The organism is Streptomyces sp. NPDC059785, assembly GCF_042732375.1.
Classification (GTDB): domain Bacteria; phylum Actinomycetota; class Actinomycetes; order Streptomycetales; family Streptomycetaceae; genus Streptomyces.
In genome coordinates, this window is the sequence record NZ_JBHWHV010000103.1 from 1 (window position 1) to 18,292 (window position 18,292).

Genomic DNA, 18,292 nt, shown 5'->3' on the forward strand with positions numbered 1-18,292 from the left:
GCCCGCAGGGCCGCGGGGTCTGCAGGGGCGCGGGGAACTGCGCGACCAGCCACAACGGACCCGCAGCCCGCCACGACGCAGCAGGGGAAACGGCGCTCCCCGGACAGGTAACAGCCGGTCACCGTTCAAGCAGCATCCGCTGCAACTCCCGTGCCGCCCGCGGTGGAGCGACGTCACTGCGGTGCGCCAGCGCGATCGTCCGGTACAACCCGGGACGGGCAAGCGGCGTGACACGCAGCCCGCGGCCCGACCGGGCGGCGACCATCCGCGGTACGACGGCCACCCCCAGCCCCGCCCGCACGAACCCCAGCACCGCGTCCATCTCGCCGCCCTCCACCGCGAAGTCCGGCTCGAACCCCTCGGCGCGGCACGCGGCGACGGTCAGTTCCCGCAGGTCGTAGCCGTGCCGGAACATCACCAGGCGCTCGCCCTCCAGGTCCGCGATCCGCACCGTGCGCCCCTGGCCCGGCGCGGGCGCCTCGGGCGACGACACCACCACCAGGTCCTCCCGCAGCAGCTCCACCGTGGTCAGCGCCGGTGCCGGCGTGGGCAGCGGCAGCACGAGCAGCGCCAGGTCGAGCGCGCCGCGCGCCAGCTCCCGTACCAGGTCGTGGGAGCCGCCCTCCTCGATCAGCAGCCGGATGCCCGGATAGCGGTCGTGGAAGGCGCGCAGCACGTCCGGGAGCAGGCCCGTGCACAGGCTCGGGGTCGCGCCCAGACGCACCCGGCCGCCGCGCAGCTGCGCCAGCTCCTGCACCTCGTGCCGTGCGGTGTCCGCGTCGGCGAGGATGCGGCGGGCCAGCGGCAGCAGCGCCTCCCCGGCGTCGGTGAGCGTGATGTTGCCGCGCGCCCGCTGGAACAGGTCCGCCCCGAGCTCCCGCTCCAGCGCCTTGATCTGCTGGGACAGCGAGGGCTGGGCGACATGGACGAGGTCCGCGGCGCGGGTGAAGTGTCGGGTCTCGGCGACCGCCACGAAGTACTGGAGCTGGTGGAACTGCACCCCGCCACGATAGGTCACGATAGGCGACGGCTATGGAAACCAGCCGGACCATGTCTTGGACCGATCGGGCCCGCCGACCGTAGCGTCTTGAGACATGGCTCTGGCAACACGGACGGACCGACGACCGTCCATGACGCGCACCGTGTGGGACAGCTCCGTCGGCAAGAAGACCGTGATGGCCGTCAGCGGCCTGATCATGCTCCTGTACCTGGTCGTCCACATGATCGGGAACCTGAAGATATTCTTCGGCACCGGCGAGTTCAACCACTACGCGCACTGGCTCCGCACCATCGGCGAGCCCTTCCTGCACTACGAGTGGGCGCTGTGGATCATCCGCGTGGTGCTGGTCGCCGCCGTCGTCGCGCACGCCACCTCCGCGTACCAGCTCAGCCGCCGCGACATCAGGGCACGGCCCAGCAAGTACGTGCACAAGAAGAAGCGGGCGAGCTACGCGACGCGCACCATGCGCTGGGGCGGGATCATCCTCGGCCTGTTCATCGTGTGGCACATCCTCGACCTGACCACCGGCACCGTGCACTCCGGCGGTTTCCAGGAGGGCCGCCCGTACCAGAACGTCGTGGACACCTTCTCCACCTGGTACGGCAACGTCGTCTACATCGTCGCGATGCTCGCGCTCGGGCTGCACGTCCAGCACGGCTTCTGGAGCGCCGCGCAGACCCTCGGCGCGGGCAGCCGCACCCGCGACCGCGCCCTGAAGACCGTCGCGAACGTCCTCGCCGTAGTCCTCACGGCCGGCTTCATCGCCGTACCCGTGGGCGTCATGACCGGAGTGGTGAGCTGAACATGACCTCCTACACCGACTACCGGACCGGCGAGCCGGTCGCCGACACCAAGGCGCCCGCGGGCCCTGTGAACGAGCGCTGGGACACCCGGCGCTTCGAGGCCAAGCTCGTCAACCCGGCCAACCGCCGCAAGCACACCGTCATCGTCGTCGGCACCGGACTCGCGGGCGGCTCCGCCGGGGCCACCCTCGCCGAACAGGGCTACCACGTCGTCCAGTTCTGCTACCAGGACTCCCCGCGCCGCGCCCACTCGATCGCCGCGCAGGGCGGCATCAACGCCGCGAAGAACTACCGCAACGACGGCGACTCCGTGCACCGGCTGTTCTACGACACCGTCAAGGGCGGCGACTTCCGCGCCCGCGAGTCCAACGTGCACCGGCTCGCGCAGATCTCCGTCGAGATCATCGACCAGTGCGTGGCCCAGGGCGTGCCCTTCGCCCGCGAGTACGGCGGACTGCTCGACACCCGCTCCTTCGGCGGCGTCCAGGTCTCCCGTACCTTCTACGCCCGCGGCCAGACGGGACAGCAGCTCCTGCTCGGCGCCTACCAGGCGCTCTCCCGGCAGATCGCGGCCGGGAACATCGAGATGCACCCGCGCACCGAGATGCTCGACCTGATCGTGGTCGACGGGCGCGCCCGCGGCATCGTCGCGCGGGATCTCATCACCGGCCGCATCGACACCTACTACGCGGACGCCGTCGTCCTCGCCTCCGGCGGCTACGGCAACGTCTTCTACCTGTCGACCAACGCCATGAACTCCAACGCGACCGCCGTCTGGCGGGCGCACCGGCGCGGCGCCTACTTCGCCAACCCCTGCTTCACCCAGATCCACCCCACCTGCATCCCGCGCACCGGCGACCACCAGTCCAAGCTGACCCTGATGAGCGAGTCGCTGCGCAACGACGGCCGCATCTGGGTGCCGAAGGCCAAGGGCGACGACCGCCCGGCGAACAAGATCCCCGAGGACGAGCGCGACTACTACCTGGAGCGCATCTACCCCTCCTTCGGCAACCTGGTGCCCCGCGACATCGCCTCCCGCGCCGCGAAGAACGTCTGCGACGAGGGCAGGGGAGTGGGTCCCGGCGGGCAGGGTGTCTACCTCGACTTCGCGGACGCGATCCAGCGCATGGGCCGCAAGGCCGTCGAGGCCAAGTACGGCAACCTCTTCGACATGTACCAGCGGATCACCGACGAGGATCCGTACACCGTGCCGATGCGGATCTACCCGGCCGTGCACTACACGATGGGCGGGCTCTGGGTCGACTACGACCTCCAGACCACCATCCCCGGACTCTTCGCGGTCGGCGAGGCCAACTTCTCCGACCACGGCGCCAACCGGCTCGGCGCCTCCGCGCTGATGCAGGGCCTCGCCGACGGCTACTTCGTGCTGCCGTCCACCATCAACGACTACCTCGCCCGCAACCCGCACCATGACGAGGTGACGGACGAACACCCGGTCGTCCAGGAGGTCCTGGCCGAGACCGGCGACCGGCTCAACACCCTGCTGGCCGTCGACGGCGACCGCACCCCCGACTCCTTCCACCGCGAGGTCGGCGAACTCATGTGGGAGTTCTGCGGCATGGCCCGCACGGAGAGCGGACTGCGCAAGGCGCTCGAACGCATCCCGCAGATCCGCGAGGAGTTCTGGCGGCGCATCAAGGTCCCCGGCACCGGCGAGGAGTTCAACCAGTCGCTGGAGAAGGCCAACCGCGTCATCGACTACATCGAGCTCGCCGAGCTGATGTGCCTCGACGCACTGCACCGCGCCGAGTCCTGCGGCGGCCACTTCCGCGAGGAGTCCCAGACCCCCGACGGCGAGGCGGAGCGCAGGGACGAGGAGTTCTCGTACGCGGCCGCCTGGGAGTTCACCGACACCGGCGAAGCGCCCGTCCTGCACAAGGAAGACCTGGTCTTCGAGTACGTCCACCCCACTCAGCGGAGCTACGCATGAAGCTCACCCTGCGCGTCTGGCGGCAGCAGAACGCCGGCGCCGACGGAGCGATGTCCACGTACGACGTGGACGGCATCTCGGCCGACATGTCCTTCCTGGAGATGCTCGACACCCTCAACGAGGAACTCATCCTCAAGGGCGAGGACCCCGTCGCCTTCGACCACGACTGCCGCGAGGGCATCTGCGGCGCGTGCAGCCTCGTCATCAACGGCGACGCGCACGGCCCGGAGCGCACCACCACCTGCCAGCTCCACATGCGGTCCTTCAAGGACGGCGACACCATCGACATCGAACCGTGGCGGGCGGCCGCCTTCCCGGTGATCAAGGACCTGGTGGTGGACCGGTCGGCCTTCGACCGGATCATCCAGGCCGGCGGCTACATCACCGCCCCTACCGGCGCCGCGCCCGAGGCGCACGCCACCCCCGTACCGAAGCCGGACGCCGACTTCGCCTTCGAGTACGCCGAGTGCATCGGCTGCGGCGCCTGCGTGGCCGCCTGCCCGAACGGTGCCGCGATGCTCTTCACCTCGGCGAAGATCAACCACCTCAACGTGCTGCCGCAGGGCGCCCCCGAGCGGGAGACCCGCGTCCTGGACATGGTGGCGCAGATGGACGAGGAGGGCTTCGGCGGCTGCACCCTCGCCGGAGAGTGCGCGACGGCCTGCCCGAAGGGCATCCCGCTGTTCTCCATCACGGGCATGAACAAGGAGTGGCTGCGCGCCAACCGCAGGGCGGGCAAGCGCTAGGGCCGCCTTCACACAACGTTCGCCGGCAGGGTGCGGACGGGCGGGACCGGGAGTGGTGCTCAATCCCCGGTCCCGTCTCGCCCTGCTCCCGGCCCGCCCGCGCGGGCGCCCGCGCGCCCCCTGGCATTCAACATCCCCACATCCCGGCTCCTGGCACAGGTCACGCACAAGCCAATCGGCATCGGAAGAACAGGAGCGCGCAGACCGTACGGCTCCACCCGGTCCGCCGCCCCGCCCTCCCGGCCCCGTCCGGACGGGCGGCCCGTCAGCTCCGCCGAACCGGCCCGTGACCAGGAGAGTGCCATGACCGGCGTATCCACCCTCGACACCTTCGACACCCCTCCGCAGCCGACGGCCCCCACCCAGTACACCGTCACCCTCGCCCGCGACGAGGCCGACGTACGGGCCGCCCAGCGCCTGCGCCACGACGTGTTCGCCGGCGAGCTGGGCGCCCTGCTGTCCTCCCCGCAGCCCGGCCTCGACGCGGACGCCTTCGACGCCTACTGCGACCACCTGCTGGTCCGCGAGACGGCCACCGGCGAGGTCGTCGGAACCTACCGGCTGCTGCCCCCGGACCGCGCCGCCATCGCCGGACGGCTCTACGCGGAGAGCGAGTTCGACCTCGGCAAGCTGGCCCCCATCCGCTCCTCGCTCGTCGAGGTCGGCCGCTCCTGCGTCCACCCCGGCCACCGGGACGGCGCGGTCATCGGCCTCATCTGGGCCGGGCTCGCCCGCTACATGATCCAGAGCGGCCACGAGTGGCTGGCCGGCTGCTGCTCCATCCCGCTCGCCGACGGCGGCACGCTCGCCGCGGGCACCTGGGACCGGGTCAAGGCCAAGTACCTGGCCCCCGAGGAGTACCGGGTACGGCCGCTGCTGCCCTGGTCGTCCGACGGCGTCGCCCGCACCGGACGCACCGAACTGCCCCCGCTGCTGCGCGGCTACGTGCGCCTGGGCGCCCAGGTCTGCGGCGAGCCCGCGCACGACCCGGACTTCGGCGTCGCCGACCTGTACGTCCTGCTGTCGATGCGCCGGGTCTCCCCGCGCTACCTGCGGCACTTCCTCTCCCTCGTACCGGCGTGATGAGCGCGCCGGTCACCGGCGCCGCGGCCCCCCGGGGCGCGGGCGCGAGCAGGCCGCGGATCCGGGCCGCGGGCCGGGGCCTTGAAGCGACCCCGGTCGCGGACGCCGTGTCCGTGCCCGGCGGGGCGGTGGCGAGTGCCTGGCTGCCGAGCGCGCCCTGCACCCCGCCGGTGTGCGTCGGCGCCGCGCGGGCCGCGGCGGTGGCCGTACCGCGGGCCGTGCTGCGGCTCACGGCGGTCGCGCTCCTGGTGCTCGCCGGGATCGCCCTGTCCCCGTGGCGCGCGCGGATCCCCGCCGTACTGATCCGGCGCTGGTGCCGGGCGACGGTACGGGCCGCGGGCGTACGGGTCAGGATCACCGGCGCCGGCGCGCCCTCCGGCGGTCTGCTGCTGGTGGCCAACCACATCTCGTGGCTGGACATCCCGCTGCTGGCCGCCGTGCGCCCGGCCCGGATGCTGGCCAAGACCGAGGTCGGGCAGTGGCCCGTGGCGGGCGGGATCGCCGCCCGCGCAGGCGTCGTCTTCATCGACCGGGACCGGCTGCGCGCCCTGCCGGACACGGTCGCCCGCATCGCCCACGCCCTGCGCGAAGGCGCCGCCGTCGCCGCGTTCCCCGAGGGCAGCACCTGGTGCGGGCGCGCGCAGGGCACCTACCGCCGGGCGGTGTTCCAGGCCGCCCTGGACGCGGCGGTCCCCGTCCAGCCCGTCCGCATCCGCTACACCGGCGCCGACGGAACGGCCAGCACGGCCCCCGCCTTCGTCGGCGACGACACCCTGCTGGCCTCGCTGTGGCGGGTGGCGACGGCGCGCGGCCTGGTGGCCGAGGTCGACGTCCGGCCCGTCATCGCGGCGGGCAGCCGCCCCGACCGCCGGTCCCTGGCCGCGGCGGCGCAGGGACGGCCGCCGGGCGGGGCGCACCCGTAGGCGGCGGCGGTCTCACGGTCCGGGGTCCGCGAGCAGCGGGCCCAGCGGACCCAGGTCGAGGTTGAGGTCGCGGCGGTCCAGGCCGTGCTGGGCGCACAACTCGTCCATCCGCTGGTCCAGCAGCATCAGCGCGGTACCGTACGAGTGGCCCGCCGGCGTCAGCCCTCGCCGAACCCGAAGACCCGCGCGAGATACGGCGCCGTCGCGCTCTCCGCCGCACGGGCGACGTCCGCCGGCGGACCCGCCGCCACGATCCGGCCGCCCGCGTCGCCGCCGCCGGGGCCCAGGTCGATCACCCAGTCCGCGCCCGCGACCACCGCCATGTCGTGCTCCACGACGATCACGGTGTGCCCGGCGTCGACGAGCCCGTGCAGCTGCCGCATCAGCACCTCGACGTCCGCCGGGTGCAGCCCGGTCGTCGGCTCGTCCAGGAGGTAGAGGGTGTGGCCGCCCCGGCCGCGCTGCAACTCACTGGCCAGCTTGATGCGCTGGGCCTCGCCGCCGGACAGCTCGGTGGCGGGCTGGCCGAGCCGCAGATAGCCGAGGCCGACGTCGAGGAGCGTGCCCAGGCCGCGCGCCGCGGCCGGCACGTCCGCGAAGAACTCCCCGGCGGCCTCCACGGTCAGGTCCAGCACCTGCGCGATGTTCCGTCCCCGGTACGTCACTTCGAGCGTCCCGGGGTTGTAGCGGGCGCCGCCGCAGTCCGGGCACGGCGCGTAGGTGCTGGGCAGGAACAGCAGCTCGACGCTGACGAACCCCTCGCCCTGGCAGGTCTCGCACCGCCCGCCCGCGACGTTGAAGGAGAACCGCCCGGCGCCGTAGCCCCGCTCCCGGGCCTCGTCGGTGGCGGCGAACAGCTTGCGCACCACGTCGAACAGCCCCGTGTAGGTGGCCAGGTTGGAGCGCGGGGTGCGTCCGATGGGCCGCTGGTCCACGGAGACGAGCCGCCCGACGCCCGGCAGCTCCCCGGTGTCCTTCGCGATCTCGCCGATGAGCGTGGACTTCCCGGAACCGGACACGCCGGTGACCGCGGTGAGGACGCCGAGCGGGAACTCGGCCGTCACGTCGCGCAGGTTGTGCCGGGTCACCGGGCCCACCTTCAGCCGGTCCCGGGGCGCCCGCACGGGACGTACCGGTGCCGGTGCGCGGTCGAAGAGGAAGCGGGCCGTGGCCGACTCCGCGACCCCCGCGAGGTCCGCCACCGGACCGCTGTGCAGCACCCGCCCGCCGTGCTCGCCCGCTCCGGGGCCGACGTCCACCAGCCAGTCGGCGCCGCGCACCACGTCGAGGTGGTGCTCCACCACGAACACCGAGTTGCCGGCCGCCTTCAGCCGGCCGAGCACGGTGAGCAGCGCCTCCGTGTCCGCCGGGTGCAGCCCGGCGGACGGCTCGTCCAGGACGTACACGACACCGAAGAGCCCGGCGCGGAGCTGGGTGGCGAGGCGCAGCCGCTGGAGCTCGCCCGCCGAGAGGGTGGGCGTGGCCCGGTCCAGGCTGAGATAGCCGAGGCCCAGTTCGACGACCGGTGCGATCCGGGCCAGGAGGTCGTCGACGAGCAGCCGCGCCGCCCCGGAGCCGCTGTGCGGGCCGTCGTCGTGCGGGCCACCGCTCAGCACTCCGGCCAGTTCGGTCAGCGGCAGGGCGGCCAGCCCTGCGACGGTGCGGCCCGCGAAGGTCACGGCCAGCGCCTCGGGGCGCAGCCGGCTGCCGCCGCACACCGGACAGGGCGCGCTCGCCAGGAACCGTTCGGCCTTCGCGCGCAGCGCCGCGCTCTTCGAATCGGCGAACGTCTTCAGCACGTACCGCCGGGCGCTCATGTACGTGCCCTGGTACGGCCGTTGGATGCGGTCCGCGTCACGCACCGGGTGCACGGTGACCACCGGCTGCTCGTCGGTGAACAGGATCCACTCCCGGTCCGCGGCGGGCAGCTCGCGCCAGGGCCGGTCCACGTCGTACCCCAGCGCGTCCAGGATGTCCCGCAGGTTCTTGCCCTGCCAGGCACCCGGCCAGGCGGCGATCGCGCCCTCGCGGACCGACAGCGACGGGTCGGGGACCAGCGACTTCTCGGTGGTCCGGTGCACCCGGCCGAGGCCGTGGCACTCGGGGCACGCCCCGGCCGCCGTGTTCGGCGAGAAGGCGTCCGAGTCGAGGCGGGGCGCGCCCGGCGGGTACGTACCGGCCCGCGAGAACAGCATCCGCAGGGAGTTGGACAGGTACGTGACGGTGCCGACGGTCGAGCGCGAGGTCGGCGCGGACCTGAGCTGCTGGAGGGAGACCGCGGGCGGCAGCCCGGTGATCTCCCCGACCTTCGGCGCGCCCACCTGCTGGATCAGCCGCCGCGCGTACGGCGCGACCGACTCGAAGTATCGCCGCTGCGCCTCGGCGTAGACGGTGCCGAACGCCAGCGAGGACTTGCCCGAACCCGACACGCCCGTGAACACGGCCAGCGCGTCCCGGGGGACGTCGACGTCCACGCCCTTCAGGTTGTGCTCGCGGGCGCCGCGGACGCGGACGCAGGGGTCGTGGGGGCTGTGCATGAAAGCTCCGGTCGTGGTTCTCGCGGTGTCCTGCCACCGCACCTTCTCAGGGCGTGAAGATCCGGGCCAGCCGGCGGTAGGAGTCCAGCAGCGCCGTCCGGTCGTACGTGCTCGTGGTGACCAGTACCTCCTGCGCGCCCGTCTCCTCGACCAGGGCGGCCAGCTCGTCGGCGACCTGCTCCTCGGTGCCCGCGATGTGACCGCCCAGGCCGCGCTCGTACAGCTCCCGCTCCCGGCCGGCCAGCGCCAGGGACTCGACGCGCCCGGCGGGCGGCAGCGGCGGGAACGTGCCGTGCGTCCGGGAGTACGCCATCGACCAGGCCTCGGGTACGAGGATGCGGCGCGCGTCCTCGGCAGTGGCGGCGACCGCGACCGTGCCGGAGACGACGACGTACGGCTCGCCCGCCCAGGTGGAGGGGCGGAAGTGCTCGCGGTAGTGCTCGATGCCGCGCAGCATCTTCTCGCGGTTCCTGAGGTCGCCGATGACCATCGGCAGTCCGGCCCGGGCGGCGATCGAGGCGCCCTCGCCCATGGCCAGCACGAACGGCGGCACGGTGCGGCCCTCCGCGGGGCGCGCGTGCACGCCCGTCGGCGAGGTGCCGAGGAACCAGCCGAGCAGTTCTTCCAGGTGCGCCGCGAAGTCCTCGGCGTCGTCCTTGTCCCGGCCCAGGGCCCTGCGCACGCCGCCGGTGAAGCCGACCGAGCGGCCGAGGCCCATGTCGATACGGCCGGGAAAGAGGGCGTCGAGCACTCCGAACTGCTCGGCCACCACCAGGGGCCGGTGGTTGGGCAGCATCACGCCGCCGGTGCCGACCCGGATCCGCCGGGTCGCGGAGGCGACGGCGGCGGCTAGCACGGTCGGCGCGGACCCGGCGACCCCGGGCACGCCGTGGTGCTCGGAGACCCAGAACCGGTGGTACCCCAGCCGCTCCGCCTCCCGCGCGAGCTCCACGGTGTCCCGCAGTGCCTCGGCCCCGTCGTGCCCTTCGCGGATGCGCGAACGGTCGAGGACGGAGTAACGGACGGCTTTCACGGGTGTTCCTCCTCGGATGCGTGCTCGGGGCGTGCGGCGCGGCCGCCGCTCGCCCCTGCGCACAACACCGGTGATCGCCCGGAGCTTCCGCCCTTCTAAGGTGGTCGGTGTGACGACGCACAGCAGGCCGCCCCTCGCAGTGTTCGATCTCGACGGCACGCTCGCCGACACGGCGCACCGGCAGCACTTCCTGGAGCGCAGGCCGCGGGACTGGACCGGGTTCTTCGCGGCCGCCCCGGACGACCCGCCGCTCGCGGAGGGGGTGGCGCTGGCGGCGCGGTACGCCGAGGAGTGCGAGATCCTCTACCTCACCGGCCGTCCGGAGCGCTGCCGCCGCGACAGCCTCGACTGGCTCGCCGCCCACGGGCTGCCCGAGGGCACGCTCAGGATGCGGCGCGACGACGACCGCAGGCCCGCCCGGCGCACCAAGCTGGAGACCCTGCGGACACTGACCCGCAGCCGCGACGTCCGCGTGCTGGTGGACGACGACGAACTGGTCTGCGCGGACGCCGAGCACGCGGGATTCACCGTCGTACGGGCCCGCTGGGCGGCCACGTCGGCGGCGCTGAAGGACGCCCAGGAGCGCGAGGGGCGGACCTGACCGGACGGCGGCGGGGCCCGGCTCCCCGCGTCAGTCGCCGTCCTCCAGGCGGAAGCCGACCTTCAGGCCCACCTGGTAGTGCTCGATCGTGCCGTTCTCGATCTGGCCCCTGACCTGCGTGACCTCGAACCAGTCCAGATTGCGCAGGGTCTGCGAGGCGCGGCTGATCCCGTTGCGGATGGCCTGGTCGACGCCGTCGGTCGAGGTGCCGACGATCTCGGTGACCCGGTACGTGTGATCGCTCATGCGGGTGCTCCTCTCGGCGCGGCGGCGGTGCCACGCGTCATTCCACGGTGCCCCAGGGCGGGGTGGTCCGCGAGGCGTCGGGGAGCCGAAGGGGGTTCCCGGCCTTGACGGTTCGATTGGTCCATACCAAACTTTCACACGCCCGTGCGAGCGTCCGGCTCGACCCCCACGTCGGGTTCCCCTCGTGTGTCCGCAAGGCAGAACAGGACCCCTCGTGAGACGTCGCCCGCCAGCCGCACTCGTGTCCCTCACCCTCGTGACCGCGTCCCTGCTCACCGCGTGCGGGGCCCTGCCCGAGGCGGGCGGCGAGCGCCGGACGGTCACGGTGTGGCTGATGAAGACCAGCGTGACCCGGGAGTTCCTCGACCGCTTCACCGAGGCGTTCGAGAGCGAGCACACGGACCTGGAGCTGGATGTCCGGCTCCAGGAATGGACCGGCGTCGGCGACAAGGTGCAGGCCGCGCTGAAGGGGTCCGCCGAGGACGCGCCGGACGTCATCGAGGTCGGCAACACCCAGGTCGCCCAGTACGTGACCGGGGACAAGCTGCTCGACCTCACGCTGGAGTCGATGCGCGACTGGGGCGAGGACGACTGGCTGCCGGGCCTGGCCGAACCGGGCCGGCACCTCTCGCGCCAGTACGGCATCCCCTGGTACGCCGCCAACCGCGTCGTCATCTACCGCAAGGACCTGTTCGCCGAGGCCGGCATCAACGAGCCCCCGAAGACGCAGGACGAGTGGCTCGACGACACCCGCGAGCTCAACTCCGGCGGTACGCAGGGCATCTACCTGGCGGGCCAGGACTGGTACACGCTGGCCGGCTTCGTCTGGGAGGCGGGCGGCGAACTGGCGAAGCAGTCCGGCGGGAACTGGAAGGGCACCCTTCAGGAGCCGGCCGCCCTGCGCGGGATGGACTTCTACCGCCGCCTCCAGGCCCTCGGCGAGGGGCCGGTGGACGCCGACGAGGAACACCCGCCGCAGGCCGGGGTGTTCGCGGGCGGACAGGTCGCGCAGATCATCGCCGTGCCGGGCGTCGCCCAGGCGGTGCTGAAGGAGAACCCCGGCCTCGCGAAGAAGATCGGCTACTTCCCCGTACCGGGGAAGAGCGCCGACGAACCGGGCGCCGTCTTCACCGGCGGCTCGGACCTGGTGGTGCCGAAGAACACCGACGACCGCACCGGCGCCACCGCCGTCATCGCCGCGCTGGCCGGCGCCGAGTGGCAGACCGACCTGGCGCGGACGATGAACTACGTGCCCAACAAGACCACCCTCGCCGACGCGGTGTCGGGGGAGGCGGGGGTCGCGGCCATGGCGGCGGGCGCCGCGCAGGGCCGGGCGACCCCCGCCTCGTCCGAATGGGCGGCCGTGGAGACGGACAACCCGATCAAGGACTACATGACGCAGGTCCTCAGCGGCGCCGACCCGGAGACCGAGGCGACCCGCGCCTCGGACCGCATCACGGAGGCGCTGGAGAACGGGGAGTGAGCACCCCGGCCGGCCTCCGGGGCCCGGCCGACCGCTCTACCCGGCCGTGCTCAGCGACAGCGCGAACCGGCCCTCCTCGTCCGTCCACCAGTGGGTCAGGTCGAGGCCCGCGGCGGCGAGTTCGCGGCGTACGCCCTCCTCGCGGAACTTCGCCGAGACCTCGGTGCGCAGCTCCTCGCCCTCGGTGAACTCGACGGCGAGGCCGAGCGCCGGGACCTTCACGGTCTGCGCGGTGAGCGAGCGCAGCCGCATCTCGATCCACTCCCGCCCGGGGTCCCACAGGGCGACGTGACCGAACGCGCCCGGGTCGAAGTCCGCGCCGAGCTCGCGGTTGACGACCGACAGCACGTTCTTGTTGAACGCGGCCGTCACCCCGGCCGTGTCGTCGTACGCCGCCACCAGCACCGCCGGATCCTTCACCAGGTCGGTGCCGAGCAGCAGCGCGTCGCCGGGCGCCAGCAGCGTCCGTACCGACGACAGGAAACCGGCGCGCTCGGCGGGCAGCAGATTGCCGATCGTGCCGCCGAGGAACGCGACCAGGCGCGGCCCCGGCGTGCCGGGCAGCGCCAGACCGCCGGTGAAGTCGGCGATCAGCGCGTGCACGGCCAGTTCGGGACGCTCGGTGACGAGCGCCTCGCCGGCCTGGGTGAGCGCGCTCTCGCTGACGTCGACCGGCACGTACGTGTGCAGGTCAGGCAGCGCGTCGAGCAGGTGCCGGGTCTTCTCGGACGAGCCCGAGCCCAGTTCGACGAGGGTACGGGCGCCGGTGGCCGCGGCGATCTCGCCCGCGCGCGCGGCGAGGATCCCGCGCTCCGCGCGCGTGGGGTAGTACTCGGGCAGCTCGGTGATCTTCTCGAACAGCTCGCTGCCGTGCGCGTCGTAGAACCACTTCGGCGGCAGCGTCTTCGGGTCGCGGGTGAGCCCGTGCTGGACGTCGGCGCGCAGTTCGGCGCCCGTGGCGTCCTCGGGCAGGGTGCGGGTGACAAGGAACGGGCTCACTGAGTGGGCTCCTCGGGTTCGTGCGGGTCCTTCAGCGGGGTGAGCAGGACGTCGGTGCGGCTCACCGCGAGCAGTGTGCGGTCCGGCACCTCCCGCCAGGCCGGGTCGTCGTCGTAGGGCTCGGACGCCACGACGGTGCGGCGTCCCGGCTCGGCGAGGTACCAGAGCGTGTCGCCCCAGGCGGTCGCCGTGATCGTCTCGCCGTCGGTGAGCAGCAGGTTGAGCCGCGATCCCGGTGCCGCCTCCGCGACCTCCGAGACCGTGTCGGCCAGCGCCTGCCCCGCGGTGTCGCCGTCCCGCAGCCGGTGCAGGACCAGCGCCCACACCAGCGCCGAGTCGCAGCGCGCCGCCAGGGACAGCAACTCCTCGTGCGGCAGAGTCGCCGCGAGCGGGGCGAGGGTGCCGGGCCAGCCCTTCACGGCCCCGTTGTGGCTGAACAGCCAGCGGCCCGCGGCGTACGGGGCCGCCGCGGCCTCGCCGTCCGCGCCCGCCTCGGTCGCGTCACGGACCGCCGCGAGCAGCGCGCCGGAGCGCACCACCCGTGCCAGGTCCGCGAAGGACTGGTCGGCCCAGACGGGCCCGGAGCGGCGGTAGCGGCCGGGGACCGGGTCCCCGGCCGCGTACCAGCCCACCCCGAACCCGTCGGCGTTGACCGTGCCGTACCGCTGTCTGCGCGGGGCCCAGGACTGGCGGTACAGGCTGTGGGGCGGGGCCACGAGGAGCGCGCCGAGCTGCTCCTCGGGCCCCAGGAACGCCAGGTGACGGCACATCAGGCGGCCCCGTCGCGGGCGGTGCGGAAGCCCGAGAAGATCTGCCGCCTGATGGGGTAGTCCCAGTTGCGGAAGGTGCCCCGGCAGGCCACCTGGTCCACCGCGAACGAGCCGCCCCGCAGCACCTTGTGGTCGGGACCGAAGAACACCTGCGAGTACTCCTTGTACGGGAACGCCGTGAACCCCGGGTAGGGCAGGAAGTCGCTCGCCGTCCACTCCCACACGTCACCGATCAACTGCCGTACGCCGAGCGGTGATGCGCCCGCCGGGTAGCTGCCGGCGGGGGCGGGGCGCAGATGGCGCTGCCCCAGGTTGGCGTGCTCGGGGCCCGGGTCGGCGTCGCCCCACGGGTAGCGGGTCGAGCGGCCCGAGACCGGGTCGTGCCGGGCGGCCTTCTCCCACTCCTCCTCGGTGGGCAGCCGCCGCCCCGCCCAGCGCGCGTAGGCGTCCGCCTCGTACCAGCACACGTGCAGCACCGGCTCGTCCGCCGGTACGGGCTCGGTGACGCCGAAGCGCCGCCGCAGCCACTGCCCGCCCTCGCGGCGCCAGTACAGCGGCGCCTCGATGGAGTGGCTCCGGATGTGGTCCCAGCCCGCGGGCGTCCACCAGCGCTCGTCCTCGTAGCCGCCGTCCTCGACGAACGCCGTGTACGCGCCGTTCGTCACGGGCGTGGTGTCGATCCAGAAGGCCGGGACGAGCCGCTGGTGGGCGGGCCGCTCGTTGTCCAGGGACCACGGCTCGGCGGAGGTGCCCATGGTGAACGGGCCGCCGGGGACGAGGACTTCGGACGGCCCCGTGAACGGCGGTGGCGCCTCGGGCGCGGGCGCGGTGAGCGCCGCGGGGCCCTTGCGGAGCTGGTGCGTGATGAGCATCGTCTCGTCGTGCTGCTGCTCGTGCTGCGCGATCATGCCGAAGGCGAAGCCCGCCTCCGTCAGCCGGCTGCCCCGGAAGGCGGTGCCCTCCAGGACGTCCAGGGCCCGGCCTCGTACCTCGGCGGCGTACTTGCGGGCCTCCGCGGGCGGCAGCAGCGGCAGCGAGGGACGCTCCGCGCGCGGGTGCTCGAACGCGTCGTACAGGCCGTCTATCTCCGGGCGTATCGCGTCCCGCCCGGCGACCGCGCGGAGCAGCCACAGCTCCTCCTGGTTGCCGATGTGGGCCAGGTCCCACACCAGTGGTGACATCAACGGTGAGTGCTGGGCGGTCAGATCGGGGTCCTCCACGCAGGAGGTGAGGAGCGCGGTGCGCTCGCGCGCCGTGGTCAGTGCGGCCAGGGCGCGCTCCCTGAGCGACTCGGGGTCCGTCAGGGCTTCGGGGGCTGTCATGTGCGGACGTCCTTCCCGTGGAGCGGGCTGAGCACTTCGTCGGCGGGGCAGCGGCCCCGGGCCACGTAACGGTCGGTGAACTCCGCCACCGCCTCCTGGATCTCGCGCGTCGCGCCGATCCTGGGCAGGGCGTCGGCCGCCGCCGCGAAGCAGGCGACGGCCGCCTCGTGCAGCTCGGGGTCGGCCAGACCGTCGCGCGCGGCCGCGGTCCACAGCGGATTGCACGGCGCGGGCGCGGGCCCGGCCCGCTCCGCGAGCGGCTTGACCGTGCGGTACGCGGCCTCGGCCGCCTCCGGGTCGTCGAACAGGGCGGCCGTCACCGCGAGCGGCACGATCCACCCGTCGTCGCCCGGCTGGGCGTCGATCATCCGCAGTTCGAGATGACCGCGCGGCCGTACCGGCGGGAACAGGGTCGTCAGGTGGTAGTCGAGGTCGGCGCGGTCCGGGGGTCTGCCGGACCGGGTCCACTCCCGGAAGGTCAGGCCCTCGGGAGTCTCCCAGGGGCCGTCCGGGGCGCGGACGCACATCACGGGGGCGTCCAGGACGCGCCGGGCCCAGGCGGCGCGCGGGTCGCCGTCCAGGGCGGGCGCGGCGGACCGCCCCGGGTCCATCGCCGCCCACAGCGACTGCCGCGTGGAGCGCCAGCCGGTACTGCGCCCCCGGGCCAGCGGGGAGTGGGCGAACGCCGCCACCAGGACCGCGCCGAGCTGGTGCGCGAGCCACCAGCGGCGCCCGAGACCGAGCGGTCCCGGCTCCTCGTACCCGGCGTCCAGGCACACCTGGACGGAAGCCGAGGAGCACATCATGGCGCGGCCCTCGGGGCCGGTGCGGTCGAGACAGCGCTCCATCGCGTCGTAACGCGGTTCACGCAGGTAGCGGCTGGGCGGATGCCACGGGTCGTGGCCGTGGCCGCTGAGGGCGAGGTCCGCCTCGCGCAGTACCTGGCGTACCGCGTCGAGGTCGGCCGAGACGGACTCCACGCACTCCATGAGGGTGCCGGCGGGAGGGGAGCTGAGCTCCAGCTGGCCGCCGGGTTCGACCGTGAGGGCCGAACGCAGGGGGAGAGTCCTGAGTGCGGCGTACGCCGCCTCGAGTCGTGCGGGTGCTGTCGGGAGCCACGGGGTGCGCAGCTCGTGTACGAACCATTCCACTTCCACGCCGAGGCGGCTGGGCGGTCCGGTCTTGAAGCAGATGCCTCGGACCAGTGCCTCCACCTCGGCCTCGGTGACCACGGAGCGTTCGGGCTCCGTACAGCCACTCACCGAATCCGACATGCCGGGATCCTCCTGAGATGCCATCATGCCTCCGGTCCGGCAACGGTGGCGCCGGACCGGCATCGCTCGTCCTACCCAAGACCCTCCGGTCAATTCGCACAAGGGTGCAAAACGCCGGGTGCGGGGTCCCGGCGGCCGGGTCCCGGGACGGAGAAACTCCGTTGCGCCGCAGGACCAGCATCGCTCACGATGCGTTCATGAGCACGACGGGGGAGAGCACGCACGGCCCGCTCACGGCGCGTACGGGGGTCGCGCGGTGAGCGCGCGGCTGCGCGGCATCGCGCAGGAGACGGAGCGGATCGTCGCGGCGGGACGGTACCGCGCGCCGGGGGGACGCGAGGTGTCCATAGCCGCGGCGGCCGGGGCCGCACGGGACGGTACGCGGATGTACGGTCCTCGGCCGGTGGCGACACCGGCGTTCACGCCGGTGCGGACGGTGTTCGAGGTCACGGGGGAGAGCAGCCTGGAGGCCGCCCGCCGCCTCGCGGGACCGGTCGCCGTGCTGAACTTCGCGTCGGCGCGCAACCCCGGGGGCGGGTATCTGAACGGGGCGCAGGCCCAGGAGGAGGCCCTCTGCCGGGCGTCCGCGCTCCACGCCTGCGTGCTCGGCGCCCGCGAGTTCTACGACCACCACCGGGCGCACCGCGATCCGTTCTACACCGACCGCGTCATCCACTCGCCCGCGGTGCCCGTCTTCCGGGACGACCGCGGCCGGCTCCTGGACGAGCCGTACGCGGCCGGGTTCCTGACCGCCGCGGCGCCGAACGCGGGTGTCGTCCGGCGGACCGCACCCGAGCGCGCGGCCGAACTGCCGGGCGCGCTGGCCGCGCGGGCCGAGCGGGTCCTCGAGACGGCCGTGACCCACGGCTACCGGCGGCTGGTCCTCGGCGCCTGGGGCTGCGGAGTCTTCCAGAACGACCCGCACCAGGTCGCGGACGCCTTCCGTACCCTCCTGCACGGCACCGGCCGCTTCACCGGCGCCTTCGACCACGTCGTCTTCGGCGTACTGGACCGCACGCGGGGAGCGACGGTCAGAAGCGCCTTCGAGTCAGCGTTCGCGGCGCCGGTGGAGGCGGAAGGGGAAGCCGCCCGGTAGGGGCGCGGCTCAGCGCCAGCCGTAGCGTTCCCGCAGGCGGTGGACCACCGAGTTGAAGCGCATACGGTCCAGGGCGCAGGCCTCGCGGCGCATGCCGGCCTCGTGCAGGCGCAGCACCCGGTCCACGGCCACCCACGAGTCGCGCCCCGAGCGGTCCCACGGCCCGCTGCCGATCGGCACCCAGTCCCGGTCTCCCGCGTGTGCCTTGCTGGAGAGCTGGACGGCGAGCAGGGTGCCCCCGGACTCCCGGGCCACCACCAGGACCGGGCGGTCCTTGCCGCGGCCGTCGTTCTCCTCGTAGGGCACCCAGGTCCAGACGATCTCACCGGGGTCGGGGTCACCGTCGTGCGCGGGCGCGTACTCGGTGCGCACCCGGCCCACGTCGCGCGGTTCGGCCTCGGTGGTCGCCGACGGCCCGTAACGGC

Annotated in this window: 17 protein-coding genes and 1 pseudogene; 8 read left to right on the forward strand and 10 right to left on the reverse strand. The window is 73.4% G+C overall.

What is annotated here, in order from left to right:
• Positions 1–118: 118 nt before the first annotated feature.
• Positions 119–1,000, reverse strand: coding sequence for a LysR family transcriptional regulator (locus ACFV6E_RS41275; RefSeq protein ID WP_385173949.1), 882 nt, complete (start codon positions 998–1,000; stop codon positions 119–121).
• Between the two features lie 130 nt (positions 1,001–1,130).
• Between ACFV6E_RS41275 and ACFV6E_RS41280 the strand changes: the two genes are divergently transcribed.
• From ACFV6E_RS41280 to ACFV6E_RS41300, 5 genes are all read left to right on the forward strand, one after another.
• Positions 1,131–1,802 carry a succinate dehydrogenase gene (locus ACFV6E_RS41280; RefSeq protein ID WP_385468834.1) on the forward strand — a complete coding sequence of 224 codons (672 nt, stop codon included), beginning with the start codon at positions 1,131–1,133 and terminating at the stop codon, positions 1,800–1,802.
• A 2-nt stretch (positions 1,803–1,804) separates the two neighbouring features.
• Positions 1,805–3,754, forward strand: a complete 1,950-nt coding sequence (locus tag ACFV6E_RS41285) for a fumarate reductase/succinate dehydrogenase flavoprotein subunit (protein WP_385173943.1) — start codon at positions 1,805–1,807, stop codon at positions 3,752–3,754.
• Positions 3,751–4,500: a succinate dehydrogenase/fumarate reductase iron-sulfur subunit gene (locus ACFV6E_RS41290; RefSeq protein WP_385468837.1), complete on the forward strand. Its 750-nt coding sequence runs from the start codon at positions 3,751–3,753 to the stop codon at positions 4,498–4,500. The genes ACFV6E_RS41285 and ACFV6E_RS41290 overlap by 4 nt, the downstream gene beginning before the upstream one ends.
• Before the next feature lie 303 nt (positions 4,501–4,803).
• Positions 4,804–5,583, forward strand: a complete 780-nt coding sequence (locus ACFV6E_RS41295) for a GNAT family N-acetyltransferase (protein ID WP_385173938.1) — start codon at positions 4,804–4,806, stop codon at positions 5,581–5,583.
• Entirely contained in the window at positions 5,583–6,506 is a 924-nt protein-coding gene (locus tag ACFV6E_RS41300) for a lysophospholipid acyltransferase family protein (RefSeq protein ID WP_385173935.1), read from the forward strand. Before ACFV6E_RS41295 ends, ACFV6E_RS41300 begins: the two co-directional genes overlap by 1 nt.
• Before the next feature lie 12 nt (positions 6,507–6,518).
• Here ACFV6E_RS41300 and gvpK read toward each other — a convergent pair.
• From gvpK to ACFV6E_RS41315, 3 genes and pseudogenes are all read right to left on the reverse strand, one after another.
• A pseudogene (gvpK, locus tag ACFV6E_RS41305) lies at positions 6,519–6,644 on the reverse strand (gas vesicle protein GvpK); the annotation flags it as partial.
• 20 nt (positions 6,645–6,664) lie between these two features.
• Entirely contained in the window at positions 6,665–9,043 is a 2,379-nt protein-coding gene (locus ACFV6E_RS41310) for an ATP-binding cassette domain-containing protein (protein ID WP_385468840.1), read from the reverse strand.
• 46 nt (positions 9,044–9,089) lie between these two features.
• A complete protein-coding gene (locus tag ACFV6E_RS41315) occupies positions 9,090–10,076 on the reverse strand; it encodes an LLM class flavin-dependent oxidoreductase (protein WP_385468842.1) in 987 nt (328 codons plus the stop codon).
• A 109-nt stretch (positions 10,077–10,185) separates the two neighbouring features.
• Here ACFV6E_RS41315 and ACFV6E_RS41320 point away from each other — a divergent pair, with 109 nt between their 5' ends.
• Complete coding sequence (locus ACFV6E_RS41320; protein WP_385173930.1) at positions 10,186–10,677, forward strand: hypothetical protein; 492 nt, start codon at positions 10,186–10,188, stop codon at positions 10,675–10,677.
• 30 nt (positions 10,678–10,707) lie between these two features.
• On the opposite strand, the gene ACFV6E_RS41325 is transcribed toward ACFV6E_RS41320, so the two are convergent.
• The gene (locus ACFV6E_RS41325) at positions 10,708–10,923 is read right to left on the reverse strand and encodes a dodecin (RefSeq protein WP_385173927.1); all 216 of its coding nucleotides are present in this window, start codon (positions 10,921–10,923) and stop codon (positions 10,708–10,710) included.
• 214 nt (positions 10,924–11,137) lie between these two features.
• Between ACFV6E_RS41325 and ACFV6E_RS41330 the strand changes: the two genes are divergently transcribed.
• The gene (locus ACFV6E_RS41330) at positions 11,138–12,406 is read left to right on the forward strand and encodes an extracellular solute-binding protein (RefSeq protein ID WP_385468845.1); all 1,269 of its coding nucleotides are present in this window, start codon (positions 11,138–11,140) and stop codon (positions 12,404–12,406) included.
• 36 nt (positions 12,407–12,442) lie between these two features.
• On the opposite strand, the gene egtD is transcribed toward ACFV6E_RS41330, so the two are convergent.
• The 4 genes from egtD to egtA are packed head-to-tail and all read right to left on the reverse strand — an operon-like array spanning position 12,443 to position 16,771.
• Complete coding sequence (gene egtD / locus ACFV6E_RS41335) at positions 12,443–13,405, reverse strand: L-histidine N(alpha)-methyltransferase (protein ID WP_385173921.1); 963 nt, start codon at positions 13,403–13,405, stop codon at positions 12,443–12,445.
• Positions 13,402–14,175, reverse strand: coding sequence for an ergothioneine biosynthesis protein EgtC (egtC, locus tag ACFV6E_RS41340; protein ID WP_385173918.1), 774 nt, complete (start codon positions 14,173–14,175; stop codon positions 13,402–13,404). The genes egtD and egtC overlap by 4 nt, the downstream gene beginning before the upstream one ends.
• Positions 14,175–15,497: an ergothioneine biosynthesis protein EgtB gene (egtB, locus tag ACFV6E_RS41345; RefSeq protein WP_385468848.1), complete on the reverse strand. Its 1,323-nt coding sequence runs from the start codon at positions 15,495–15,497 to the stop codon at positions 14,175–14,177. The genes egtC and egtB overlap by 1 nt, the downstream gene beginning before the upstream one ends.
• Positions 15,494–16,771: an ergothioneine biosynthesis glutamate--cysteine ligase EgtA gene (egtA, locus tag ACFV6E_RS41350; protein ID WP_385173913.1), complete on the reverse strand. Its 1,278-nt coding sequence runs from the start codon at positions 16,769–16,771 to the stop codon at positions 15,494–15,496. The genes egtB and egtA overlap by 4 nt, the downstream gene beginning before the upstream one ends.
• Before the next feature lie 256 nt (positions 16,772–17,027).
• On the opposite strand from egtA, the gene ACFV6E_RS41355 reads away from it, so the two are divergent.
• Positions 17,028–17,867, forward strand: coding sequence for a TIGR02452 family protein (locus ACFV6E_RS41355; RefSeq protein ID WP_385173910.1), 840 nt, complete (start codon positions 17,028–17,030; stop codon positions 17,865–17,867).
• A gap of 9 nt (positions 17,868–17,876) precedes the next feature.
• Here the strand turns inward: ACFV6E_RS41355 and ACFV6E_RS41360 are convergent.
• Positions 17,877–18,292, reverse strand: a 416-nt coding sequence (locus ACFV6E_RS41360; protein ID WP_385468851.1) for a type II toxin-antitoxin system PemK/MazF family toxin, incomplete at its 5' end; no start/stop codon positions are given.